The sequence below is a fragment of the Leclercia sp. Colony189 genome (assembly GCF_009740165.1).
Classification (GTDB): Bacteria; Pseudomonadota; Gammaproteobacteria; order Enterobacterales; family Enterobacteriaceae; genus Enterobacter.
Window position 1 is genome coordinate 571,865 of record NZ_CP046557.1, and the last position, 22,696, is coordinate 594,560.

Sequence of the window (22,696 nt, forward strand, 5' to 3'; positions counted from 1 at the left end):
GAAAAATAATGGACTACCCGCAGATACTCGCTCCTGTTTTAAACTTCCTCCAGTGCCCGACCCCGCAAGCATGGATTGATCAAGCCCGCGACCCGGCGAACCTGCCGCTGCTGCTCACCGACCATATGGTGTGCGAGCTCAAAGCCGCCCAGACCGCGCTGTTACTAGTGCGTAAATACGTCGCCGACGAGAGCGGGGCCGACGCGCTGCTCGAGTGGCTCAAGCCCTACGAAGCCTTTACCTTCCGCGAAGGCCCGGAACCAGACTTTGTCGCCCTGCACAAGCAGATTGGCAAAAGCGTGATGCCGAAGACCGACGATCCCTGGGGCCAGGCGCTCATCGACAGCATGGTGCTGCTGATTAAAGAGGAGCTGCATCACTTCTGGCAGGTGCGCGAGGCGATGCTGACCCGCAAGATCCCCTACGTAAAAATCACCGCCAGCCGCTACGCCAAAGGGATGCTGAAAGCCGTGCGCACCCACGAGCCGCTGACGCTGATCGACAAGCTCATCTGCGGCGCCTATATCGAAGCCCGCTCCTGCGAACGCTTCGCCGCGCTGGCACCCTTCCTCGACGACGATCTGCAGAAGTTTTACCTGTCGCTGCTGCGCTCTGAGGCGCGGCATTATCAGGACTATCTGACGCTTGCCCAACAGGTCAGCGACGAGGATATCTCTTCCCGGATACAGCTTTTTGGTGAAATTGAAGCCACACTTATCTCAACACCGGATAACGAGTTTCGCTTCCATAGCGGCGTGCCGGTGTAAACCGGCATAGCTAAAGGATTAAGGATGCGTAACGATGAGAAGAGCGTGGACACCTATAGTCGCAGTGGCAGTTATCTCCGCAGCAGTAGCCTTCTGGGTTTATTACGATAAGCAACGCCTGCAAAACACGCCCGAACACCGGCTTGATACCACCCTTAACGCCATGCCCTCCTGGCAGGTGCTGAAAGAGCAGGACCCCAGATTTGTGACACGTATTCGCGAGCAGATCCTCACTATGCAAAAGGCGGGCGATTCTGAGCAGGACATTATCGACGTGGTCCAGCCGCAGATCCTTAGCCTGCAGATGTCGCGCCTGCAATATGCCCCCGACGCGAATGCGGTGGCGTATATGAAGATCAACATGGAGCAGACCGCCGCCATTCAGAAGGTGAGTGATGACGCCTGTTTTCGTTTCCTGTTTCCGGGCGTGAAGGGGGGCATCAACCCGATGCGGGTGCTGGATAAAGATATGATGCAGCGCCGCATGCAGGCCGACGCCGAGATGATGCGCGCGGGCTGGAGTAACGATCGCCACACCGTTACCCCGGAGGAACACGCCGCCGCGGTGGAGGATGTGCGGCCGATTATGCAGGAACTCACTGTTCAATACGGCAAGGATATCCAGCTGCTGGTGATGCCGGAGAATGCGGTGGGTAAAGAGAAGCTCACCTGCGAGATGGTACAGGCGATGTGGGGTAAGGTGCTGAAGCTGCCGGAGCAGAAGGCGGCGAGGGTGATTCGGATGGCGGTAACGGAACTGGATTGACGGAGGCGCTGGTTTTTTGGGCACTTAACGCGGTTTAGCGCGTCGCCGCTTGCATGGCGGCGTGCGACAGGTATAATCCACAACGTTTCCGCATCCCCTTCAGTGCCGAAGTGGCGAAATCGGTAGACGCAGTTGATTCAAAATCAACCGTAGAAATACGTGCCGGTTCGAGTCCGGCCTTCGGCACCAAGTCACTAAATTCCTTACAATACAGCTAGTTAGACAATACAATCTGTCTCTTTTGCCTGTAAGAAATGCTTTGTTATGTCCCTTGAAAAAGCCGCTGTGGTTGATAGTGGTAATTGGGATGTTAACTCATAGCGGCGTGTAGTTCCAAGCGTCAAACACGTACTGACTCAACTTGAAAGCTATGACGTAGCCACCGTCTCTAAACAATCCCAAAAACTTTTAGTGAAGCGCATTACAGCCCGATGCCCCCGTTCTGTCGCCGTCGCGAGACGCCGCAGGGGATAAACAGGTTTATGGTGGTCACAGTACTTGCAGACCATATGCAAGCTCTGCCAGCGGTTCGGCCTCGCTCCCTTTGGGTACATGGTCATCCTGATAAGCCTCACTAACTGACACAACCCTGATGAAGTCGCCAGAGGCTCCGCTTGCTGTCTTACCACCAACGGGGCTAATGGTTTGTAATGGTTGAATGTATGGAATCATGTATGTGGTAGCTTTGGTACAGTGCATGAAAACTGGTACTGCTGAGGGAATACGATGCGCACACAGGAAGGGCTTAAAGCCATTTACGAAGCCAGATGGTCAAGGTACGAGAAGCACCTGCATGCTGGTATGGATACCACCTCAATCATGCTAAAAGGGCATCTTTTCGTTGAGGAATTACTTTTTGAAATTTTAAAATTGCATTTGAATCGCCACGGGTTTAACAGACACCTCAGAGTCATTTAAGATGGCTTAAAGAGAGGTGCCCATGAGCGGTAAGCGTTATCCCGAAGAGTTTAAAACTGAAGCAGTCAAACAGGTTGTTGATCGCGGTTATTCTGTTTCCAGCGTTGCAACACGTCTCGATATCACCACCCACAGCCTTTATGCCTGGATAAAGAAGTACGGTCCGGATTCTTCCACTAATAAAGAACAGTCAGATGCTCAGGCCGAGATCCGCCGTCTCCAGAAAGAGCTGAAGCGGGTTACCGACGAACGGGACCTATTAAAAAAAGCCGCGGCGTACTTCGCAAAGCTGTCCGACTGAGGTACGCCTTTATCCGTGACAACACCTGTTGCTGGCCTGTTCGCCTGCTCTGTCGGGTGCTGGATGTTCATCCCAGTGGTTTTTACGCCTGGCTTCAGCAGCCGCATTCACAACGCCATCAGGCAGACCTGAGACTGACAGGACAGATTAAACAGTTCTGGCTGGAATCGGGATGCGTCTATGGTTATCGCAAAATCCATCTGGATCTGCGGGACAGCGGGCAACAGTGCGGAGTGAACAGAGTCTGGCGACTGATGAAACGTGTCGGGATAAAGGCTCAGGTCGGATACCGGAGCCCGCGGGCACGTAAAGGCGAGGCCAGTATCGTGTCGCCCAACAGGCTCCAGCGACAGTTCAATCCGGATGCTCCGGATAAGCGTTGGGTAACGGACATAACCTACATCAGGACCCACGAAGGCTGGCTGTATCTTGCCGTGGTTGTTGATCTGTTCTCACGCAAAATTATCGGCTGGTCCATGCAATCCCGGATGACAAAGGACATTGTCCTGAACGCACTGCTGATGGCTGTATGGCGCCGTAATCCCCAAAAACAGGTGCTGGTTCATTCGGATCAGGGCAGTCAGTACACAAGCCATGAGTGGCAGTCGTTCCTGAAATCACACGGCCTGGAGGGCAGCATGAGCCGTCGCGGTAACTGCCACGATAATGCGGTTGCAGAAAGCTTTTTCCAGTTGTTGAAACGCGAACGGATAAAGAAAAAGATCTATGGAACGCGGGAAGAAGCCCGCAGCGATATTTTTGATTACATCGAAATGTTTTATAACAGTAAGCGTCGGCATGGTTCTAGCGAACAGATGTCACCGACAGAATATGAAAACCAGTATTATCAACGGCTCGGAAGTGTCTAGATTATCCGTGGCGATTCAAAAAGCGTTTCTAAAAGACCATAATATTTGCACTATTCGCAGGCACATTATGGTCAAACTACAGATATTACCCGTTACGGAGAGATGATATGGAAAACGGATTTCGGACAGGATTATTGGCTCTGGCGATACTGAGCGCCCCGGTAATAGCGCAACAAAGCGGCGTATCCTTCAGCCATAAAGACTGGGAAGTGGCATGCGATAACACGCTGACCTGCCGGGCTGCGGGGTACACTTCTGAAGACGGAACCGGAGGGTCGGTATTGTTCACCCGTCAGGCTGGAGCGAATACTCCTATCTCAGGAGAGGTGACGTTGGCGGAATTGAGTGAAAGCGATGTTATGCCTGAAAAACTGACACTCTGGATCAATGACCAGCCAGCAGGGGAAGTGAAGTCTGAAAAAGAGGGCTGGACACTGTCGGCCAGACAGATCCAGGGCATTATTACGGCGGTCAAAGGCAGCGGGAAAGTGGAGTTTAAAGGTGGACCTGATCCGTTCGTGCTCTCGGGTGATGGCGCCTATGCCGTCCTGCTGAAAATGGACGACGTTCAGGGCCGTCTCGGAACGCCGGGTGCGCTGACCAAAAAAGGCGCGAAGCCTGAAAGCAGCGTCCGCGCTGCCATACCTGCACCTGTTATTCACCATGTTAAACCTGATAAAGCGGAGGAAAGAACACTCACAGCACCTGAGCTGGCAGTGTTGATGCCAAACTTCTGGCAACCCTGACTGAGGATGATTGGTGCGATTATATCCAGCCTTCTGAGGATGAAGAGGCCGGAACGATCAGCCTCATGCCGCTGGATAAGGCGCACTCCATGATTTCTGCGCTCTGTTGGCGGGCGGCGTATAACGGAGGTAAAGGTTACTGGGTGGTTGACAGCAAGCTTGATGGGAAACCTGAGCTGATCACGGTTTCCGGTTCTGATTATGGCGAGGGTGTGATTTCTATGAGCCAGAAAGGACGTGGCATCGGCGATTGCTGGGCGGTGGCAAGCTGGGTTTGGGATGGGGAGACATTCCGCAAAAGTAGACAGGCCACCACCGGGATGTGCCGTTATTTGCATCTGGGCGGTACCTGGGATTTATCCACCAAGGTGGCGGATGTTAAGCCCGCAGGTAAGCAAAAATAGTGTCCCTTAGTCATTACTCCCTACGTTCTGATACGGCCTTCCCGATATATCTTGTGGGAAGGTTGTGCTTAAAAGCATTCTGCTTTCACGAGCGGACCAGCCATAATGGATATTTACCACAATAAATATAAGGATAAATATCATGACTCATACTGAACCAAAGAAAACTGTTACCCTGATCGTGGACCCAGCCCTCTACGATGAAGTGAAGCAATCCGGGGCGAACATATCCGCCCTCCTTAATAAAGTATTGCTCGCCGAACAGAAACGGCTGCAGGCCGCTCGCTAGACTGAAGAGAACAGGGGAGGGCTGGAAGAGATGCGCCGCTTCTTTGGAACCCACGGTCGTTTTTCTGACGAACCAGGGAAGCCATGATGTAATTCTGCGTTTAACGCCATAAAGTAAGAACAAGACCTATCCGTACCAGATGGAAGTACGGACCCCTGGCGGATGAGTATCTGGGGGAGCGGCGCATCTGCATCCGCCTGTGCCGCATCGCTTCCGGGCCCACAAACATACATCCACTTCAAAGTGCTTGTTTTAAGATGCATTTAACTTTCAGGTCGCCAGACCCACCCCCATCGCCCCCCGAATAATCGGAATCGGCGTCAACAAATGCTGATACATCAGTTCCCCCGCCTTATCCGCATCCCGCGCCAGCACCGCGTCCATCAGCTTCTGATGCTCCACATGCTTCTCTTCTAACATCGCCACCGACAACACCGTCTTCCTCAACCACACATACCGATACCGCGCCGCCAGGTCGAACAGCCGCTCCCGCATCTGCATCAAATACCGCGACCCACAACCCGCCACAATCGCAGTATGAAACGCCTGATGGCGCTGGTCCCACTCGTCCAGCATCGTCTCGCTGGCGTCGCGGGATTCCAGCTTGTTCAGTAGATGTGCCCGGGCGAGCAGCTCCGCTTCCCACTCTTCGCCGCCGCGTTCGATGGCGAGGCGGACCAGCATCGCCTCCATGTTGGCGCGGGCATCAAAGATATCGATCAGCTCCTGTTCGGACATCGGGGCCACCCGGTAGCCTTTCTGGTTAATGACCGTCACCAGCCCCTCGGCAACCAGTTGCGACAGCGCTTCGCGCAGCGGGCCGACGCCCAGCTCATAGCGGGACGTCAGCAGGCTCATGCGCAGCTTCTCATCTGGCTGATAAACGCCGCGGATAATGTCGTTCTTCAGCCAGCGGTAGCCGTCGATGGCCGTCGCCTGGGAAATGATGGTCATGGTCCTGCTCCTTAAAGACTGCCCGGCTCGCACCGGGCATAAAAATTAACCCTGCTTCGCCTCGTCAAAACACTCGGCGATAATCGCCAGCCCCTGCTGGAGCTGCGCCTCTTCCACGGTCAGCGGCACCAGGATGCGCAGCACGTTATGGTAAGGGCCGCAGGAGAGCAGGATCAACCCCTTGTCCCGCGCCCGGGCCACAATCTGCGCCGTCAGGGCAGCGTCCGGTTTATGGTGGTCGCCCTCTTCAAACAGCTCGATAGCGATCATCGCTCCCAGGCCGCGAACGTCACCGATCTCCCGATGTTTTTCAGCGATAGCCAGCAGCCCTTCGCGCAGGGTGTCGCCCAGTTTGTTGGCTTTGCCCAGCAGATCTTCCTGTTCAAAGACCTTGATCACCGCCAGCGCTGCGGCGCAGGCAATCGGGCTCCCGGCGTAGGTGCCGCCCAGTCCGCCCGGGGCGATGGCATCCATCACGTCGGCGCGACCGGTGACGCCCGCCAGCGGGAAGCCACCGGCAATGGATTTGGCGAAGGTGGTGATATCCGCCGCCACGCCCATCTGCTCCATGGCGAAGAAGGTGCCGGTACGGCCCGCGCCGCTCTGCACTTCATCGGCAATCAGCATGATGCCGTGCTCGTCGCACAACGTGCGCAGGCGCTGCATAAAGGCCGGGGAGGAGGCATAGAAACCGCCTTCACCCTGGACGGGCTCGATCACGATGGCGGCGATATCTTCCGGCGCGGCATCGTTCTTGAAGATGCGATGGATGCTGGCGATGGCATCGTCATCGCTGATGCCGTGCAGGGCGCAGGGATAGAGGGCGCGGTAGACGTGGCCTGGCATCAGCCCCATGCCCGCCGAGTAAGGGTTCACTTTCCCGGTCAGCGACAGGGTGTAGTGGGTGCGGCCATGGTAGGCCCCGGTAAAGGCGATGGTGCCGTTGCGCTTGGTGGCAGCGCGGGCGATTTTCACCGCGTTCTCCACCGCTTCGGAGCCGGTGGTCACCAGCAGGGTCTTTTTCGGGAAATCGCCCGGCACTTTCTGGTTCAGGGTTTCACAAAGCTCCAGATAGGGTTCATAGGCCAGCACCTGGAAGCAGGTGTGCGACAGCTTTTTCAGCTGCGCTTCTACGGCGCTCACCACCTCCGGGTGCAGATGCCCGGTGTTCAGCACCGCAATCCCTCCGGCGAAATCAAGATACTCACGGCCTTCGACGTCCCACACCCGGCAGTTCTCGGCGCGGGCGGCAAAGATGGGATGGATCTGGCCCACGCCGCGGGGGATGGCATTGCTACGACGCTGCATTAACGCTTTATTGCTGCTCATTGAAATCTCCTGAAAGATTAAAGGCCGATGCACATATATTTGATTTCTAAGTAATCTTCGATGCCGTATTTAGAACCTTCCCGACCCAGGCCAGAGGCTTTAATGCCGCCGAACGGGGCCACTTCGTTAGAGATAATGCCGGTGTTGATCCCGACGATGCCGTACTCCAGCGCCTCGCCCACGCGGAACACGCGGCTTAAATCACGGGCGTAGAAGTAGGCGGCGAGGCCGAACTCGGTGTCGTTAGCCATATGGATAACGTCCGCTTCATCCTTAAAGCGGAACAGCGGGGCCAGCGGGCCAAAGGTCTCCTCTTTCGCCACTTTCGCATCACCGGGTACATCTACCAGAATAGTCGGCTGGAAGAAGTTACCGCCTAATTTATGCAGCGATCCGCCGGTAACCACGCGAGCGCCTTTCTCCACCGCGTCGGCAATGTGTTCTTCGACTTTGTCGACCGCCTTGCCGTCAATCAGGGGCCCGATGGTGACGCCCTGGGTCAGGCCGTCGCCAATCTGCATTTTTTCCACCGCCTGCTGGAGTTTTTCGGCAAAGCGGTCGTACACGCCCTCCTGCACGTACAGTCGATTGGCGCAGACGCAGGTCTGCCCGGCGTTGCGGAACTTGGAGGCCAGCGCTCCTTCCACGGCTTTATCGAGGTCGGCATCGTCAAAGACGATAAAGGGGGCGTTGCCGCCCAGCTCCAGCGAGACCTTTTTGATGTCCTTCGCGCACTGGGCCATCAGCTGGCGGCCAATATCGGTCGAGCCGGTAAAGGAGAGCTTGCGCACCAGCGGGTTGCCGGTCAGCTCGTTGCCGATATCGGATGCCGAACCGGTGACCACGTTAAACACGCCTGCCGGGATCCCGGCGCGGTGCGCCAGTTCGGCCAGCGCCAGGGCGGAGTAGGGGGTCTGGCTGGCGGGTTTGAGCACCATGGTGCAGCCTGCCGCCAGGGCCGGGCCCGCCTTGCGGGTGATCATCGCCGCCGGGAAGTTCCACGGGGTGATGGCCGCCGTCACGCCAATCGGCTGCTTAATCACAATCAACCGCTTGTCCGCCTGATGGCCCGGAATGGTGTCGCCATAAACGCGTTTCCCCTCTTCGGCGAACCACTCTATAAAGGAGGCGGCATAGCTGATCTCGCCTTTCGCTTCGGCCAGCGGTTTGCCCTGCTCGAGGGTCATCAGCTGGGCCAGATCGTCCTGGTTCGCCATCATCAAATCGAACCAGCGGCGCAGAATGTTGGCGCGCGCTTTGGCGGTGAGCGCGCGCCAGGCGGGCAGGGCGCGGTTCGCCGCCTCAATCGCCTCGCGGGTCTCACCGGCACCCATTTTCGGCACGCTGCCCAGGGTCTGGCCGTTCGCTGGGTTGGTCACGGCGAGGGTCTCGCCGCTGTGGGCGTCGCACCACTCTCCTTCTATATATGCCTGCTGGCGGAATAAGCTGGGATCGTTGAGTTGCATGATGGCTTCCTGTCTCAGAATGATTAACGGGTATACGCGGCGTGTAGTGGCTCTGCGCGACTGGCCGCCCGCAGTGAACGCCCGGGGTTGTGCTGGCTGGCGAGCAGGGTCTGGACCTTGCTGACAATATGCGCCCCGATGGGGATCGCCGAGGTCGCCGCCGGTGAGGGCGCATTACAGGTATGGATGGTGCGCGGCGTGGTGACAAATAAAAAGTCGTCGATCAGCTTCCCTTCTGGCGAAACTGCCTGCGCCCTCACACCCGCAGGCCAGGGGTGCAGATCCTTCAGGGTCAGGCTCGGGCAATATTTTTGCACCTGGTGCAGGTAGCCGCTTCTGCACAGGGAGTTTTTCATCTCGCTTAAACCCGAGAGAAGGTTGTTTTGCAGCACCCGGCGGATACCCGTTGAACCCAGAATTTCCAGCATATCGGTGAGGGAGAGATCGCTCTTGCGGTAGCCCTCGCGCTTAAAGGCGAGCACCGCGTTGGGCCCCACCGTCACGCTGCCGTCGATCATCCGGGTGAGGTGCACGCCCAGGAACGGCATGGCCGGATCGGGGATCGGGTAGATAAGGTGGTTCACGATCTGATTGTGCTCCGGCGCCAGGCGGAAATACTCCCCGCGGAACGGACAGATAATAAAGCCGGGGTCGATGCCGAGCATTTTCACCAGCCGGTCGGCCATCAGCCCGGCGCAGGCAATCAGGGTAAGGGCTTCAAACTCGCGCCCGTCGCGGGTATGAATGACAACGCCGCTGGCGTGCTCCTTCAGGGCGCTGACCTCAGCGTTGAAAATCACCTCCCCGCCTTGTTGCTGGAAGCGTTTTGCCATCGCCGCTGCCACCTCGCGATAGCTGACGATCCCGCTGGAGGGGACAAAAATCCCGCCCAGCCCGGTGATGTTGGGCTCGCGCTCGCGCAGCTCGGCAGCGCTCAGCCACTCGCGCTCGATCCCGTTGGCGGCGGTGCGATCCCACAGGGCCTGCATCCGTGCCATCTCCAGCGGGGAGGTAGCCACCAGCATCTTGCCGCAGGTGTCATAGCGAATAGCGTTCTCATCGCAGAAGGCTTTGGTGGCCCGGTTCCCCGCTAGGCAGAACTGCGCCTTCAGGCTGCCGGGGGTGTAATAGACCCCGGCGTGGATCACCCCGCTGTTGCGCCCGGTCTGGTGGCAGGCCGGGCCCGCCTCCTTCTCCAGCAGGGCGATGCCGGCATCCGGATAGAGCGCTATCAGCTGCATGGCGGTCGACATGCCGATGATGCCGCCGCCGGTAATCACGAAGTCATACATCCGCGCCATCCCTACTGATGAGTCTGATAGTGGGTGGTGGCATAGCTGATATACCCGCGCTGACGCATCAGCTCCCGACGCAGATCCGGATGCGGGGTGAAGCGATCCCGGCCATGTAGCCAGAACATATTGTTAATCAGCAGGAACTTACCCACCGGGACCGGAATGGAGATGATGTTTTTGCTGCTCTCCAGCGCGTCAGAAAGTTCGCTCAGCCAGACGCCCTCTTCAAAATCTTTCGGCTGTACGAACTGGTCGATATAGCGCATCACCGGGCGGCCCTGCTGGTCGACGTCAAACACCGGGTGGAACACATCCTGAGAGACGTTTTTGCTCGGCGGTGCCGTCCAGCGCAGCGGGCGACGGGCCAGCGGATGGCTGAAGAATTTATCCAGTGCTTCCCAGTCGTCGAGATGCAGCAGCAGGGAGTTGCCGCCCTGCATGTTCTGCTCGTCGATTTTCATCATCAGCACGTAGTCGGTCACTTCGTCGACGAAGGTGCCGTCGTTGTGCAGCTCCAGCACGCGGTGGGGCTGGCGCAGGTAGCTGTCTGAGTTATCGACGTTTTTCACCGTGAAGCGGGCGTAGTACTGGCCGCTCATGGCGTCGTAATTGGAGCGTCCGATCAGATGCGCCACCGCGGTGGCAATCTTCACCATCTCGTCCGCCTGGGCGACGTTATCCACCCCGTCGGCGGAGATCAGCAGGGCACCCTGGTCACGGCTGAGCAGGGTGTTTAGCAGCAGGGGCTGAAGCTGGTTGCCGCACAGGTCATCGAGGATCTTCGCCACCCGAAAGCGCAGGAAGGATTTGTATTCCAGCGCCTGGATGGGCCACTGCTCCACCTCCCGCAGGAACTGCTGCGTGACCTCCGCAGAGAACGTCAGCTCCAGCAGGCGCGGAGACTGCGCAGAGGGCGCAATGCTAAAACCGGTGATGGTTCGGGCTAACGCCTCGTCGGGCTGTTGTACGGCGGTCAGTGCATTCATCAGAATCAATCCTCTCAGAAAGTATTCAGGGAACGGGGTGTTTCGTAGCCATAAATTAAAAATATCTACGTTTTTGCAAAATGGATTTATTCAGGGGAGATTGTTTGAATTCTGTGATACAGACAGGAAAAAAGGCGAAGTGGTCGGGAAAAAGCGCGCTCAGGTCGCTATCTGATCACACTGACGTGATGCGTCTCACGGAAAATGCTGGTTAACCATAACAAAAGCGTGACATATCCATACAAATCTTAACAAATCGCACGGGCGACGCTGTACGGCCTTCAGGCGCTCTTCTATACCTTGATTCGTGTTACCTGCGGCCTAATCACTACACAGAGAAAAACGTATGGAACAGACTTCTGGCAAGAAAAGTGAAGCAATTCATAGCGATAATACACAGCAATTTCACCGCTCCATCGGCCTTATCTCTAACTTCTCGCTCGGGTTCACCTACCTCTCGCCGCTGACGGCGGTCTACTCCCTCTTTGCCCTGGCGGTGACGCTGGCGGGGCCACCGGCGATATGGTGGATCCCGATCGTGGCCTGCGGGCAGCTGCTGGTGGCGCTGGTGTTTGGCGAAGTGGCGTCGCAGTATCCGATTACCGGCGGGCTGTACCCGTGGGCCAGACGCCTGTGGGGCAAAAAATATGCGTGGATCGCCGCCTGGATCTACCTCTGGGCGCTGGTAGTGACCATCACCTCGGTGGCGGAATATACCGCCACCTTCGTCGGGTCACTGTTCGGTTTTGAAACCTCGGCAGGCAACATGCTCATCACCTCGGTGGTGCTGCTCCTGATGATGATGGCCATCAACATGTCGGGCACCAAAAACCTCGCCCGGGTGGCCCGAATTGGCTTCTGGTGCGAGATCGTCAGTGTGATTGCGCTCGGGATCTACCTGCTGATTTTCCATCGCGCGCAGCCCTTCTCGGTGGTCTTCGACTCGATGGGGGTGCTGGCGAAAGATGGCAGCTACCAGCCGGCGTTTATGGCGGCGGCGCTGATCGGCCTGTTTATGTTCTTCGGCTTTGAAGCCTGCGGCAACGTGGCGGAAGAGGTGAAAAACCCGAGCAAGAAGATCCCGGTGGCGATGATCCTGAGCATCGTCTTTGGCGCCATCTCGGCGCTGATCTCGATCCTCGGTTATCTGCTGGCCTCCCCGAATCTGATGAACATCGTCAACGGCCAGATCGCCGATCCGATCCCGGCGATCCTCAACGAAGCCCTGGGAGAAACCGGTGCCACGGTATTTATCATCATCGCGGTGATCGCCATGCTGTCGTGCATCCTCTCGCTACAGGCCGCGCTGAGCCGCCTGATCTTCTCCTTCTCCCGCGACCAGATGCTACCGGGTAGCGCCTGGATGGCAAAGCTGTCGAAAAACAGCGTCCCGGACAACGCGATGATCGTCAGCTGCCTGCTGCCGGTGCTGATCTGCGTGTGGGTTTACTTCCAGCCGGATAACCTGGCGCGCATCACCGCCTTTGCGGTTATCGGTATCTACATTTCGTTCCAGATGGTGGTGCTGGCGGCGCTGCGCCAGCGGCTCAAAGGCTGGAAACCCGCCGGGGAGTGGAGCGTCGGCGGCTGGGGGATGCTGGTCAATATCCTGGCCCTGGCCTACGGGCTGTGCGGCATCTGGCTGCTGGCCCAGCCCGCCGAGAGCGCAAGTTTTATCGACCGCTGGACGGTGCTGGTGGGGCTGTCGGTGGTGGTGATTTCGGGGCTGGTGTACATGGCGCTGGCCCGACCGTTTGGCCGCTCAAACGCGCCGGAAAACGACGCGATTGAGCATGCAAAACGCCTTAACGCGGGACAATCTCTGTAATTCACTCAGACCATAAAAACAATGGAGTCGGCTATGCAACACAACTTACTGATTAATGGCGAACTGGTTGCGGGTTCAGGTGAGATGCAACCCGTGTACAACCCGGCCACCGGCGAGGTCCTGCTGGAGATAGCCGAAGCCAGCGCGGAGCAGGTGGATGCCGCCGTGCAGGCGGCCGATCGCGCCTTCCGTACCTGGGGCCAGACCACGCCAAAAGCGCGCGCCGAGTGTTTGCTGAAGCTGGCGGAGGTGATTGAGCAGAACGCCGACACCTTTGCCCGCCTGGAATCGCAGAACTGCGGCAAGCCGCTGCACTGCGTGCTGAACGACGAGATCCCGGCCATTGTCGATGTGTTCCGCTTCTTTGCGGGTGCCACCCGCTGCCTGAACGGCCTCGCCGCCGGGGAGTATATGGAGGGGCACACCTCGATGATCCGCCGCGATCCGGTGGGCGTTGTCGCCTCTATTGCCCCCTGGAACTACCCCCTGATGATGGCGGCCTGGAAGCTGGGCCCGGCGCTGGCGGCGGGCAACTGCGTGGTGCTTAAGCCGTCGGAGATCACCCCGCTCACCGCCCTGAAGCTGGCCGAACTGGCGAAAGATATCTTCCCGGCAGGGGTGATTAACGTCCTGTTTGGCCGGGGAAAAACCGTGGGCGACCCGCTGACCGGCCACGACAAGGTGCGCATGGTGTCGCTCACCGGCTCCATCGCGACCGGGGAGCATATTATTTCCCATACCGCGCCGTCGATTAAGCGCACCCATATGGAGCTCGGCGGCAAAGCACCGGTGATCGTCTTTAACGACGCCGATATCGATGCGGTGGTGGAGGGCGTTCGCACCTTCGGGTTCTACAACGCCGGGCAGGACTGCACGGCTGCCTGCCGTATCTATGCGCAAAAAGAGGCTTATAACACGCTGGTGGAAAAATTGGGCGTCGCCGTCGCCAGCCTGAAAATGGGCGCCCCGGACGATGAAACTACCGAGCTGGGCCCGGTCAGCTCCGCCGCCCATCTGACCCGCGTCAGCGAGGCGGTAGAGCGCGCCAAATCCCTGCCGCACATTCACGTGGTCACCGGCGGCAATGTGGCGGGCGGCAGCGGGTATTACTACCAGCCCACCCTGCTGGCCGGGGCGAAACAGGAGGATGAGATCGTCCAGCGCGAGGTCTTCGGCCCGGTGGTAAGTGTGAGCATGTTTGACGATGAAGAGCAGGTGCTGGAGTGGGCCAATGATTCCCGATACGGGCTGGCCTCATCGGTCTGGACCCAGGATGTGGGCCGCGCGCACCGCATGAGCGCCCGCCTGCAATACGGCTGCACCTGGGTGAACACCCACTTTATGCTGGTGAGCGAGATGCCGCACGGTGGGCAGAAGCTCTCCGGCTACGGCAAAGATATGTCGATGTACGGGCTGGAAGACTACACCGTGGTACGGCACGTGATGGTGAAGCACTAACGGCATTGCCCGGCGGCGCTGCGCTTGCACGGGCCTACGGGTTTTGTCATTTCGTAGGCCGGGTAAGCGTAGCGCCACCCGGCGGAAATACGGTGTGGTGCCAGCCCAAAAAAGCGTGCAGAAACCGCATCTATTTATACGTCGATAAACATGCTAAAGAAGTGAGGTTAACCTCTATCCAGGAGTGAACCTCATGCTCAACGCCCTCAACCACCTGACCCTCGCCGTCAGCAATCTGCCCGTCAGCATCACCTTCTGGCGCGATCTCCTTGGCCTGCGCCTGCATGCCGAATGGCACACCGGGGCATATCTCACCTGCGGCGATCTCTGGCTCTGTCTGTCCTATGACGATACGCGCAAATTTATTCCGCCACAGGAGAGCGACTACACCCACTACGCGTTCTCTATCGCACCAGAACATTTCGACACCTTCACGCAAAAGCTTAAAGACGCAGGCGTTACCGTCTGGAAAGAGAACAAAAGCGAAGGGGAGTCGTTCTATTTTCTCGACCCGGACGGGCACAAGCTGGAACTGCACGTGGGGGATCTGGCTGCGCGGCTGGCGGCGTGTCGGGAGAAGCCTTACGCGGGGATGGTTTTTACCTCAGATGAAACGTAATTTGCCCGGCGGCGCTTCGCTTGCACGGGCCTGAGGTGTTGTAGGCCGGGTAAGCGTAGCGCCACCCGGCGCGGCATCTGGAAAGGAATTGCATATGGGAACCTAGAATATGTCGTGCTGAAATCCTCCTGACTCTGGGTGTTATAGATAATGATAGAGATGGTATTTAATTTTAATGCCCATTAACATTCCAACATTAATTCTCTGTTTACTGTTCATTTAGCTCATTTCAATATGGCTACGATGAGGTTTGCCGCTCCTAATATTACAGTTACTATTAATACTAAACGTAACTGCCCCAGTTTTTTACGTTGTAGTCGCACCTCGGTTTGCAGATTTTTTATAAGATTTGATGTTGTACTATCGGTTTCATTTTTAATATAGGGGGTGACATCTACGGTTTTAATGTTTTCTGCATAGTTAGCCAGAATCCCTCCTCCTGCGCCAGCACAAACGTAGAGCGCCATCTGTTCAAATAAATGAAGATTCTCTTTGAAATTATCACTGATAATGTTCGTATAATATTTTAGGATTAAGGCTGGAATGCCGAATCCCATAAAAAGCCCGAAAAAAATAAGGGTGATACCTTTCTCAATTCGTGACAGACGTTTGCTATCCAAAATTGATTTAAAACATAAAAAAAGCCCTCCTAGCAGAAATAACCAAGCGGTTTCAAGGCTGGTGTAAGGTGTAATGCCGCAGCCAATAATTATTAATGCAATAGAAATAAATAATGACTGAAGATTGCTTAAGTAAGGGGTGTTATTTTTTTTCATATGATTAACGTGTTCGCTTAAGGAAGATGGCTATCATTGTATGATAATTATTTGTTATTTTCTGCTGTCAATTATAGGAGGGTAATATTTCAAATTTGCAAAAGTGGAGTGAAACTTAATTCAAGCATTATTCAAGTGTTATTTGCAGGAGGACATAGACAATCAACCATCCGATTGCGGCAAGGGTGTGGAACTGTTATTACATCGGCATGAACAGTATGTAGGTAATTAAAGCGCCCGGCGGCACTGCGCTTGCACGGGCCTACAAACCATGTAGGCCGGGTAAGCGTAGCGCCACCCGGCGTTTAAACACTTACAGCGACTTCACAAACGTCAGCAGATCTTCGTTCAGCTGGTCCTGATGCGTCAGCGCAAAGCCGTGCGGCGCGTTGTCATACACCTTCAGCTGTGCGTTGCCGATCAGCTCCGCCGCCACTTTTCCGGTGGTTTCGAACGGTACGATCTGGTCATTGCTGCCGTGGATCACCAGCGTCGGGACGTCGACTTTCGCCATATCCGGGCGGAAGTCGGTCTCGGCAAAGGCGGTCACGCAGTCCAGGGTCCCTTTCAGCGAGGCCAGCAGGGCGATGTTCAGGGTCTGGGTCAGGGCGCCCTCAGAGACGGTCTGCCCGGCGTTGGTGCCGTAGAACGGGGTGGCGAAATCGCTGATGAACTGGGCACGATCTTTCAGCAGCCCGTCACGAATGTCGGCGAAGACTGACTGATCCACACCCTGCGGATAAGAGTCGGATTTACCGAAGATCGGCGTTACCGCACCCAGCAGCGCCAGGCCAGCCACGCGGTCGGTGCCGTAGGTGCCGATATAACGACTGACGTCGCCGCCGCCCATGGAGAAGCCCACCAGGGTCACGTCGCGCAGATCCAGCGCGATGATCAGGTCGTTGATGTCGGAGGCAAAGGTGTCGTAGTCGTAGCCGTTCCAGGGCTGATCCGAACGGCCAAAGCCACGACGGTCGAAGGCGATGGCGCGAAAGCCGCGCTCGGCCAGATAGTTAAGCTGGCTGTCCCACATGTCGGCATCCAGCGGCCAGCCGTGGCTGAACAGCACCGGCTTACCTGCACCCCAGTCTTTGTAGTAAATCTGCGTGCCGTCTTTCGCTTTGATCGTAGCCATAGTCTCTTCCTCAAAAGGTTGTTTTAGGTTTTAAACCGGCGCCACCAGATAGCGGGTCGCCGGGGGTGCATCGCCCTGATGAAAAGCCAGCACGCGGCTTTGCAGCAGGTGGTCATTCATGGTGTGGCGCTCCTGCAGGCGCAGGTGTTCCACCCACGATCCCAGCAGGAAGGTCTCGATATAAAGGCCCGGCTGGTCGATATCTTCATACACCGCCCAGCTGATGGCTCCCGCCCGGCGACGTACCCGGCGCAGCTCGTGGACGGCCTGCAGGAAATCGTTGACCGCTTCAGGATCGATCCGGTACTCACAGGAGACCAGCACCGGGCCGCGCTCGTTGGGGATGTTCTCCCGGGCGTCGTCGGCGATGAGCCCGCTGGTGTCGAGGTTCAGGTTAGGATCTTTCTCCAGCTTCCAGCGCAGCACCGTGGCGCTCGCCAGCAGCATCCCCACCGTTGCCACGCAGAGCGAAGTGGCGGTGTTCACGTGCGAGGCGATCTGCCCCCAGAGGGCGCTGCCCGCGGTCATCGAGCCAAAGAAGAACGTCAGATAGACCGCCAGCGCCCGGGCCTTCACCCAGCGTGCGGCGCTGCGTTGCGCCCCCAGGTTGAGGGTGGAGAGCACCGCGATCCACGCAAAGCCGGTGAAGAACTCAAACAGGTTCAGCAGCCAGAAGTGACGCACAAAGGCCAGGGCCAGCATGGTGATGGCGAAGACCAGGCTTGCCGCCACCATCAATTGATCGGCATTGAGGCGCTGGCGCAGGCGCGGCAGCAGCACCGCCCCGGCAATCGCCCCCAGCCCGATACAGGCCAGCATGATGCCGTACCCCGCCGGGCCGAGGCCCAGCTCCCGGCGCGCCACCAGCGGCAGCAGCGCCCAGCCCGCGCTGGCGAAGACAAAGAACGCCACGGTGCGAATCAACACGTTACGCAGCACCGGGGCGGCGTGCACATAGCGCACCCCGGCACGCACCGCCGAGAAAAAGTGTTCCGGCGGCAGGCGCTGTACCGATGCCGCAGGTTTCCAGCGCCACAGCACCCAGGCCACGCCCAGCACCGACAGGGCGTTGAGCAGGAATACCATCCACGGCCCCGCCAGCGAGAGCAAAAAGCCCCCCAGCGCCGGGCCGATGGCGCGGCTGATGTTCACCCCCAGCGAGTTCAGCGCAATCGCCGGGCCCAGCTCCGCCTTGCTCACCAGATCCGGCACCACCGCCTGGAACGGCGGCGAGCTCATGGCGCTGCCGACGCTCAGCAGAAAGGCCGCCACCAGCAGCACCGTCGGGGTCACCTGGCCGGTAAACGACAGCACCGTCAGTCCCGCCGCGGCGATAAACACCCACAGCTGGGAAAAGAGCAGGTACTTACGCCGGTCGACGATGTCCGCCATCACGCCGGAGGGCAGGGCGAAGAGGAACATCGGCAGGCTGCTTGCCGCCTGCACCAGGGCGATATCCAGCGGATCGGCGCTGAGGGTCAGCATGCTCCAGTTGACCCCCACGTCGCTCATCCAGGAGCCGACATTCGACACCACCGTGGCGATCCACAGCATGCGGAACACTCGCTGGTGCAGCGGCTGCCAGGTGGACATCGTCGGGGCAGGCGGATGCTCCACGTGCGCGTCGGTGATCTGGGTCATGCGAATCTCTCCGTGGCACGCGAGCGTATCCGCCACGCGCCGGGGCCGGTGATTGCCAGGGTGGTGAAGATGATCAGCAGCAGCCAGCCAAACTGACCTTCGGCGATCGACCAGCCCGGATGAACTACCAGCATCGCCACCAGCAGCACGGCGATGATTGGCACGCAGGCCAGCCGGGTCGCCACGCCGAACAGGATCAGGATCGGGCAGATCACCTCGGCGACGATCGCCGGGATCAGGCTGAAATACGGCCCGAAGCCAAAGGGATCTTCGATCCGCGTCAGTTCTTCGCTGAAGTGCAGCACTTTCGGCAGGCCATGCACATAGAGCAACAGCAGGCTGCCGGTGATGCGCAGGAAGAACAGCCCCAGGTCGATCCGGGGCAGGGTCTGTGTTTGTGAATTCATCATGATTAAAACGCGAAGCAGCTGCAGCCCAGCGCTCCCCAGAAGGCGTTATCGTCGGCCACCGGCATCTCTGCGGTGCGGGCAAAATCGTGCGAATGGTTGTGCACCCCGCACGGACCGCTGCAGTGGTGCGCAGGCTGCATCCCCACGCGGGCGGCCTGTGGTGGCGCACTGCGGTAGTGACCCGGCACCTTCACCACCGGCGACCACTCCGGCAGAACCGGGATGGCAGGCGGCGCCAGCGGACCGAAGCTGCCTGCGGCGTAAACGATATCGCCATCCACCACCGTCAGCACCGACTCGATGCCCTTGATCTCCTCTTCCGGCACGCGGAAGTAGTCTTTGCTCAGCACCGCCAGATCCGCGAGCTGGCCCTTTTTGATCTGGCCTTTCTGATTCTGCTCGTTGGAGAACCAGGCGCTGCCCTGGGTCCAGAGCATCAGGGCGGTGTCGCGATCCAGACGGGCGCTGTGATCGTACAGCTGCATCCCGCCGACGGTACGGCCAGAGACCAGCCAGTAGAGGGCAGTCCAGGGGTTGTAGCTCGCCACGCGGGTGGCGTCGGTGCCCAGCCCCACCGGCACGCCGGTCTCGAGCATACGGGTGACCGGCGGAGTGTGGCGAACCGCCTCCATCCCGTAGCGTTCGGCGAAGTACTCCCCCTGGAAGGCCATGCGGTGCTGCACGGCGATGCCGCCGCCCAGCGCCTTGATGCGGTCGATGTTGCGCTGGGTCACCGTCTCGGCGTGGTCGAAGAACCAGTGCAGGCCGTCGAACGGGATCTCGCGGTTCACCTTCTCGAAGACATCCAGCATCCGGCTGATGGACTCGTCGTAGGTAGCATGCAGGCGGAACGGCCAGCGGTGCTCCACCAGATGGCGCACCACGCGCTCCAGTTCGTCCTCCATGCCGGGGGCCAGATCCGGGCGCGGTTCGAGGAAATCTTCAAAGTCGGCGGCGGAGAAGACCAGCATCTCCCCCGCACCGTTATGGCGGAAGAAGTCGGTGCCCTGGCCCGGCTTGAGCATATCGGTCCACTTCTCGAAATCTTCCAGCTCGTGGCCGGGGCGCTGGGTGAAGAGGTTGTAGGCGATGCGGATGGTCATCTGCTTTTTCTCGTGCAGCTCGGCGATCACCTCGTAGTCTTCCGGGTAGTTCTGAAAACCGCCGCCGGCGTCGATGGCGCTGGTTAAGCCCAGACGGTTCAGCTCGCGCATAAACTGGCGGGTGGAGTTCACCTGCTGCTCCAGCGGCAGCTTCGGCCCTTTGGCGAGGGTGGCGTAGAGGATCATGGCGTTCGGACGGGCGATCAGCATCCCGGTCGGGTTACCGTTGGCATCGCGCTGGATCTCACCGCCCGGCGGGTTCGGCGTCTCTTTGGTGTAACCCACCACCTTCAGCGCCGCGCGGTTGAGCAGGGCGCGGTCGTACAGATGCAGGATAAAGACCGGGGTATCCGGCGCGGCCTCGTTGATCTCGTCCAGGGTCGGCATCCGGCGCTCGGCGAACTGGAACTCGCTCCAGCCGCCCACCACGCGCACCCACTGCGGTGACGGGGTGCGCAGGGCCTGCTCTTTGAGCATCCGCAGGGCGTCAGCCAGCGAGGGCACTCCTTCCCAGCGCAGCTCGAGGTTGTAGTTCAGCCCGCCGCGGATCAGGTGCAGGTGCGAGTCGTTGAGGCCCGGGATGGCGGTGTGGCCTTTCAGATCCACCACTTTGGTGGCGTCGTCGTGGTACTGCATCACCTCGGCAGCGGTGCCCACCGCAAGGAATTTACCGTCACGCACGGCCACCGCTTCGGCGAGGGGATTTTCACGATCGACGGTGTGAAACTGGCCATTCACCAGAATCAGATCTGCTTTGGCAGAGGAAGTCATAATTGCTCCTGACTGAGAGGGGGAATGGTCAGGATTATTGGAACCGGTTACTGAAAAAAACCAGTTATACAAAGGGATAGGTATACCAAAGTATAACTATACCTGCGTATAACTATACGAAAGGTTAATTATACAAAGAGATAATTACCGCCGGGACCAGAGAGGCATAGGATGCACTCAACGCATCGTCAACGCGTGGTGCGATTTCACCTGTTAACCTCACTGGATACCATTATGTCTAACTCAAAGCTCGAAGTGTTAACCCCGGATAACTGTCAGATTATCTTCATCGACCAACAGCCGCAGATGGCGTTTGGCGTGCAGTCTATCGACCGTCAGGTGCTGAAAAACAACGTGGTAGCGCTGGCGAAATCGGCCAAAGTGTTCAACATCCCGACCACCATCACCACCGTTGAAACCGAAAGCTTCTCCGGCAACACCTTCCCGGAACTGCTGGATGTCTTCCCGGGCAAAGAGATCCTTGAGCGTACCTCCATGAACTCCTGGGATGACCAGAAAGTGCGTGACGCGCTGGAAGCCAACGGCAAGAAGAAAGTGGTGGTCTCCGGTCTGTGGACCGAAGTGTGCAACAACACCTTCGCCCTGTGCGCGATGCTGGAAGGCGACTACGAGATCTACATGGTGGCGGACGCTTCCGGCGGCACCTCAAAAGAGGCCCACGACTTCGCCATGCAGCGCATGATCCAGGCGGGCGTGATCCCGGTAACCTGGCAGCAGGTGATGCTGGAGTGGCAGCGTGACTGGGCGCGCAAAGAGACCTACAACGCGGTAATGGATATCGTGCGTGAGCACTCCGGTGCCTACGGCATGGGCGTGGATTACGCCTACACCATGGTGCACAAAGCACCGTCTCGTCAGAAGAGCGAGCACGAAACCCTTGCGCCGGTACCGGCCCCGGTCCGCTAAGTTAACAGCGGCATGCTGGGCCCTCATCCGGCCTGCCGCTGACCTCTCTGGAGTGCATCATGAGTACTGGGTTAATTTCCCTCGCGGCAGGCGTGCTTATCGGCCTGCTCTACGCGCTGCTGAAAGTCCGTTCTCCGGCGCCGCCCGCGCTGGCGCTGATTGGTCTGCTGGGCATGCTGGCCGGTGAACAGGCCACCCGCCATTTTTTGCATGCTGACGACACCGCGCAAAAGGCGCCTGTCACCCTCTCCACAGGAGCCTCGTCATGAAAGCCTGGGTCGTTTCGCTGAGCTGCGGAATTCTGGCAGGGGTTATTTATGCCGCAATTGATGTACACTCGCCCGCGCCGCCCGTTGTTGCGCTGATGGGGCTGTTTGGCATGCTGGTGGGGGAGCAGTTGATCCCGATTGGCCGCCGCCTGTTCAGCCGTCAGCTGACGATGACCTGGTTTCGCCACGAATGCGTACCCAAAATCAGCGGCACTCCGCCTCCACCCCGTCCCGGCGACGGCAGCGAGGGTTAATCACGTCCATATTGAGGAAAGAGAGCATGCCGCAGCGCATAGCCATCATTGATGATGAACGGTCTGTTCGCAGCGGGTTAAGCAACCTGCTGCAGTCGGAGGGGTATGCCACAGAAGCCTTCGACTCGGCGGAGGGGTTTCTCAGCCACCCCACCGCGCTGACAGATGCGGCGCTGGTGATTGCCGACATCCGCCTGCGGGGGATGAACGGTCTGGAGATGCTCGACAGGCTGCACCTTATCGCCAGTTCACCGCCGCCGATCATTTTTATCTCAGGTCATGCGGATGACAACATAGAGCGCTACGCTGTTGATAATGGCGCCGTTGCTTTTTTGCGCAAGCCGATAAACGTCGATGTGCTGCTGGCGCACATTCAGCGCGCGCTCGCCACCTGATACCACCTGCACCGTTATCC

21 protein-coding genes, 1 tRNA gene and 1 pseudogene are annotated in these 22,696 nt (G+C 58.3%); 13 read left to right on the top strand and 10 right to left on the bottom strand.

The window, feature by feature from the left end; genetic code table 11:
• The first annotated feature begins 8 nt into the window (after window positions 1-8).
• From miaE to GNG29_RS02770, 6 genes and pseudogenes are all read left to right on the top strand, one after another.
• Complete coding sequence (gene miaE / locus GNG29_RS02745; RefSeq protein WP_156653806.1) at window positions 9-767, top strand: tRNA isopentenyl-2-thiomethyl-A-37 hydroxylase MiaE; 759 nt, start codon at window positions 9-11, stop codon at window positions 765-767.
• A 34-nt stretch (window positions 768-801) separates the two neighbouring features.
• Window positions 802-1,533, top strand: a complete 732-nt coding sequence (locus GNG29_RS02750; protein WP_156653807.1) for a topoisomerase II — start codon at window positions 802-804, stop codon at window positions 1,531-1,533.
• A gap of 104 nt (window positions 1,534-1,637) precedes the next feature.
• Window positions 1,638-1,722: transfer RNA gene (locus GNG29_RS02755), tRNA-Leu, on the top strand.
• A 751-nt stretch (window positions 1,723-2,473) separates the two neighbouring features.
• A protein-coding gene (locus GNG29_RS02760) for an IS3 family transposase (protein WP_156653808.1) occupies window positions 2,474-3,621 on the top strand; the annotation gives its coding sequence in 2 pieces (ribosomal slippage) (window positions 2,474-2,708 and window positions 2,708-3,621; 1,149 coding nt in all).
• A 107-nt stretch (window positions 3,622-3,728) separates the two neighbouring features.
• Window positions 3,729-4,771: pseudogene (locus tag GNG29_RS02765) on the top strand (DUF1176 domain-containing protein).
• Window positions 4,772-4,913: 142 nt separating this feature from the next.
• Entirely contained in the window at window positions 4,914-5,060 is a 147-nt protein-coding gene (locus GNG29_RS02770; protein ID WP_156653809.1) for a type II toxin-antitoxin system CcdA family antitoxin, read from the top strand.
• A gap of 270 nt (window positions 5,061-5,330) precedes the next feature.
• On the opposite strand, the gene csiR is transcribed toward GNG29_RS02770, so the two are convergent.
• From csiR to glaH, 5 genes are read right to left on the bottom strand one after another with little or no spacing between them, the layout of a single operon-like run.
• On the bottom strand, window positions 5,331-6,014 hold the full coding sequence (gene csiR / locus GNG29_RS02775; protein WP_156653810.1) for a DNA-binding transcriptional regulator CsiR: 684 nt from the start codon (window positions 6,012-6,014) through the stop codon (window positions 5,331-5,333).
• 45 nt (window positions 6,015-6,059) lie between these two features.
• Window positions 6,060-7,343, bottom strand: coding sequence for a 4-aminobutyrate--2-oxoglutarate transaminase (gene gabT, locus GNG29_RS02780; RefSeq protein ID WP_156653811.1), 1,284 nt, complete (start codon window positions 7,341-7,343; stop codon window positions 6,060-6,062).
• Window positions 7,344-7,360: 17 nt separating this feature from the next.
• Complete coding sequence (gene gabD, locus GNG29_RS02785) at window positions 7,361-8,809, bottom strand: NADP-dependent succinate-semialdehyde dehydrogenase (protein WP_156653812.1); 1,449 nt, start codon at window positions 8,807-8,809, stop codon at window positions 7,361-7,363.
• A 23-nt stretch (window positions 8,810-8,832) separates the two neighbouring features.
• On the bottom strand, window positions 8,833-10,101 hold the full coding sequence (gene lhgO / locus GNG29_RS02790) for an L-2-hydroxyglutarate oxidase (protein ID WP_156653813.1): 1,269 nt from the start codon (window positions 10,099-10,101) through the stop codon (window positions 8,833-8,835).
• Between the two features lie 11 nt (window positions 10,102-10,112).
• Window positions 10,113-11,090 carry a glutarate dioxygenase GlaH gene (gene glaH / locus GNG29_RS02795; protein ID WP_156653814.1) on the bottom strand — a complete coding sequence of 326 codons (978 nt, stop codon included), beginning with the start codon at window positions 11,088-11,090 and terminating at the stop codon, window positions 10,113-10,115.
• Window positions 11,091-11,436: 346 nt separating this feature from the next.
• Here glaH and GNG29_RS02800 point away from each other — a divergent pair, with 346 nt between their 5' ends.
• The 3 genes from GNG29_RS02800 to GNG29_RS02810 all read left to right on the top strand — a co-directional run bounded on the left by GNG29_RS02800 (window position 11,437) and on the right by GNG29_RS02810 (window position 14,995).
• Window positions 11,437-12,918: an APC family permease gene (locus GNG29_RS02800; protein ID WP_156653815.1), complete on the top strand. Its 1,482-nt coding sequence runs from the start codon at window positions 11,437-11,439 to the stop codon at window positions 12,916-12,918.
• A gap of 33 nt (window positions 12,919-12,951) precedes the next feature.
• Window positions 12,952-14,376: an aminobutyraldehyde dehydrogenase gene (patD, locus tag GNG29_RS02805; protein WP_156653816.1), complete on the top strand. Its 1,425-nt coding sequence runs from the start codon at window positions 12,952-12,954 to the stop codon at window positions 14,374-14,376.
• A 193-nt stretch (window positions 14,377-14,569) separates the two neighbouring features.
• Window positions 14,570-14,995: a FosA8 family fosfomycin resistance glutathione transferase gene (locus GNG29_RS02810; protein WP_156653817.1), complete on the top strand. Its 426-nt coding sequence runs from the start codon at window positions 14,570-14,572 to the stop codon at window positions 14,993-14,995.
• 224 nt (window positions 14,996-15,219) lie between these two features.
• On the opposite strand, the gene GNG29_RS02815 is transcribed toward GNG29_RS02810, so the two are convergent.
• The 5 genes from GNG29_RS02815 to GNG29_RS02835 form a co-directional block, all read right to left on the bottom strand.
• Complete coding sequence (locus GNG29_RS02815) at window positions 15,220-15,771, bottom strand: hypothetical protein (RefSeq protein WP_156653818.1); 552 nt, start codon at window positions 15,769-15,771, stop codon at window positions 15,220-15,222.
• A gap of 313 nt (window positions 15,772-16,084) precedes the next feature.
• Entirely contained in the window at window positions 16,085-16,906 is an 822-nt protein-coding gene (locus GNG29_RS02820) for an alpha/beta fold hydrolase (RefSeq protein WP_156653819.1), read from the bottom strand.
• A 30-nt stretch (window positions 16,907-16,936) separates the two neighbouring features.
• Complete coding sequence (locus tag GNG29_RS02825; RefSeq protein WP_156653820.1) at window positions 16,937-18,547, bottom strand: MFS transporter; 1,611 nt, start codon at window positions 18,545-18,547, stop codon at window positions 16,937-16,939.
• Window positions 18,544-18,954, bottom strand: coding sequence for a DoxX family protein (locus GNG29_RS02830; protein ID WP_409201133.1), 411 nt, complete (start codon window positions 18,952-18,954; stop codon window positions 18,544-18,546). The genes GNG29_RS02825 and GNG29_RS02830 overlap by 4 nt, the downstream gene beginning before the upstream one ends.
• A gap of 5 nt (window positions 18,955-18,959) precedes the next feature.
• Entirely contained in the window at window positions 18,960-20,831 is a 1,872-nt protein-coding gene (locus GNG29_RS02835) for an amidohydrolase (RefSeq protein WP_156653822.1), read from the bottom strand.
• A gap of 234 nt (window positions 20,832-21,065) precedes the next feature.
• On the opposite strand from GNG29_RS02835, the gene GNG29_RS02840 reads away from it, so the two are divergent.
• From GNG29_RS02840 to GNG29_RS02855, 4 genes are read left to right on the top strand one after another with little or no spacing between them, the layout of a single operon-like run.
• Complete coding sequence (locus tag GNG29_RS02840; RefSeq protein ID WP_103823317.1) at window positions 21,066-21,758, top strand: hydrolase; 693 nt, start codon at window positions 21,066-21,068, stop codon at window positions 21,756-21,758.
• Window positions 21,759-21,817: 59 nt separating this feature from the next.
• Window positions 21,818-22,027, top strand: a complete 210-nt coding sequence (locus GNG29_RS02845) for a DUF1427 family protein (RefSeq protein ID WP_032616311.1) — start codon at window positions 21,818-21,820, stop codon at window positions 22,025-22,027.
• Window positions 22,024-22,281: a DUF1427 family protein gene (locus GNG29_RS02850; protein ID WP_103823084.1), complete on the top strand. Its 258-nt coding sequence runs from the start codon at window positions 22,024-22,026 to the stop codon at window positions 22,279-22,281. Before GNG29_RS02845 ends, GNG29_RS02850 begins: the two co-directional genes overlap by 4 nt.
• 26 nt (window positions 22,282-22,307) lie before the next feature.
• Window positions 22,308-22,676, top strand: a complete 369-nt coding sequence (locus GNG29_RS02855) for a response regulator (protein ID WP_156653823.1) — start codon at window positions 22,308-22,310, stop codon at window positions 22,674-22,676.
• Window positions 22,677-22,696 lie beyond the last annotated feature (20 nt).

Excerpts from the sequence above, each read along its gene's own strand:
- miaE (WP_156653806.1), top strand. The coding sequence starts at position 9 with ATGGACTACCCGCAGATACTCGCTCCTGTTTTAAACTTCCTCCAGTGC.
- GNG29_RS02840 (WP_103823317.1), top strand. The coding sequence starts at position 21,066 with ATGTCTAACTCAAAGCTCGAAGTGTTAACCCCGGATAACTGTCAGATT.
- GNG29_RS02855 (WP_156653823.1), top strand. The coding sequence starts at position 22,308 with ATGCCGCAGCGCATAGCCATCATTGATGATGAACGGTCTGTTCGCAGC.
- GNG29_RS02850 (WP_103823084.1), top strand. The coding sequence starts at position 22,024 with ATGAAAGCCTGGGTCGTTTCGCTGAGCTGCGGAATTCTGGCAGGGGTT.
- GNG29_RS02845 (WP_032616311.1), top strand. The coding sequence starts at position 21,818 with ATGAGTACTGGGTTAATTTCCCTCGCGGCAGGCGTGCTTATCGGCCTG.
- csiR (WP_156653810.1), bottom strand. The coding sequence starts at position 6,014 with ATGACCATCATTTCCCAGGCGACGGCCATCGACGGCTACCGCTGGCTG.
- GNG29_RS02770 (WP_156653809.1), top strand. The coding sequence starts at position 4,914 with ATGACTCATACTGAACCAAAGAAAACTGTTACCCTGATCGTGGACCCA.
- GNG29_RS02825 (WP_156653820.1), bottom strand. The coding sequence starts at position 18,547 with ATGACCCAGATCACCGACGCGCACGTGGAGCATCCGCCTGCCCCGACG.
- GNG29_RS02830 (WP_409201133.1), bottom strand. The coding sequence starts at position 18,954 with ATGAATTCACAAACACAGACCCTGCCCCGGATCGACCTGGGGCTGTTC.
- gabT (WP_156653811.1), bottom strand. The coding sequence starts at position 7,343 with ATGAGCAGCAATAAAGCGTTAATGCAGCGTCGTAGCAATGCCATCCCC.
- GNG29_RS02750 (WP_156653807.1), top strand. The coding sequence starts at position 802 with ATGAGAAGAGCGTGGACACCTATAGTCGCAGTGGCAGTTATCTCCGCA.
- glaH (WP_156653814.1), bottom strand. The coding sequence starts at position 11,090 with ATGAATGCACTGACCGCCGTACAACAGCCCGACGAGGCGTTAGCCCGA.
- gabD (WP_156653812.1), bottom strand. The coding sequence starts at position 8,809 with ATGCAACTCAACGATCCCAGCTTATTCCGCCAGCAGGCATATATAGAA.
- patD (WP_156653816.1), top strand. The coding sequence starts at position 12,952 with ATGCAACACAACTTACTGATTAATGGCGAACTGGTTGCGGGTTCAGGT.
- GNG29_RS02815 (WP_156653818.1), bottom strand. The coding sequence starts at position 15,771 with ATGAAAAAAAATAACACCCCTTACTTAAGCAATCTTCAGTCATTATTT.
- GNG29_RS02810 (WP_156653817.1), top strand. The coding sequence starts at position 14,570 with ATGCTCAACGCCCTCAACCACCTGACCCTCGCCGTCAGCAATCTGCCC.
- GNG29_RS02835 (WP_156653822.1), bottom strand. The coding sequence starts at position 20,831 with ATGACTTCCTCTGCCAAAGCAGATCTGATTCTGGTGAATGGCCAGTTT.
- GNG29_RS02800 (WP_156653815.1), top strand. The coding sequence starts at position 11,437 with ATGGAACAGACTTCTGGCAAGAAAAGTGAAGCAATTCATAGCGATAAT.
- GNG29_RS02820 (WP_156653819.1), bottom strand. The coding sequence starts at position 16,906 with ATGGCTACGATCAAAGCGAAAGACGGCACGCAGATTTACTACAAAGAC.
- lhgO (WP_156653813.1), bottom strand. The coding sequence starts at position 10,101 with ATGTATGACTTCGTGATTACCGGCGGCGGCATCATCGGCATGTCGACC.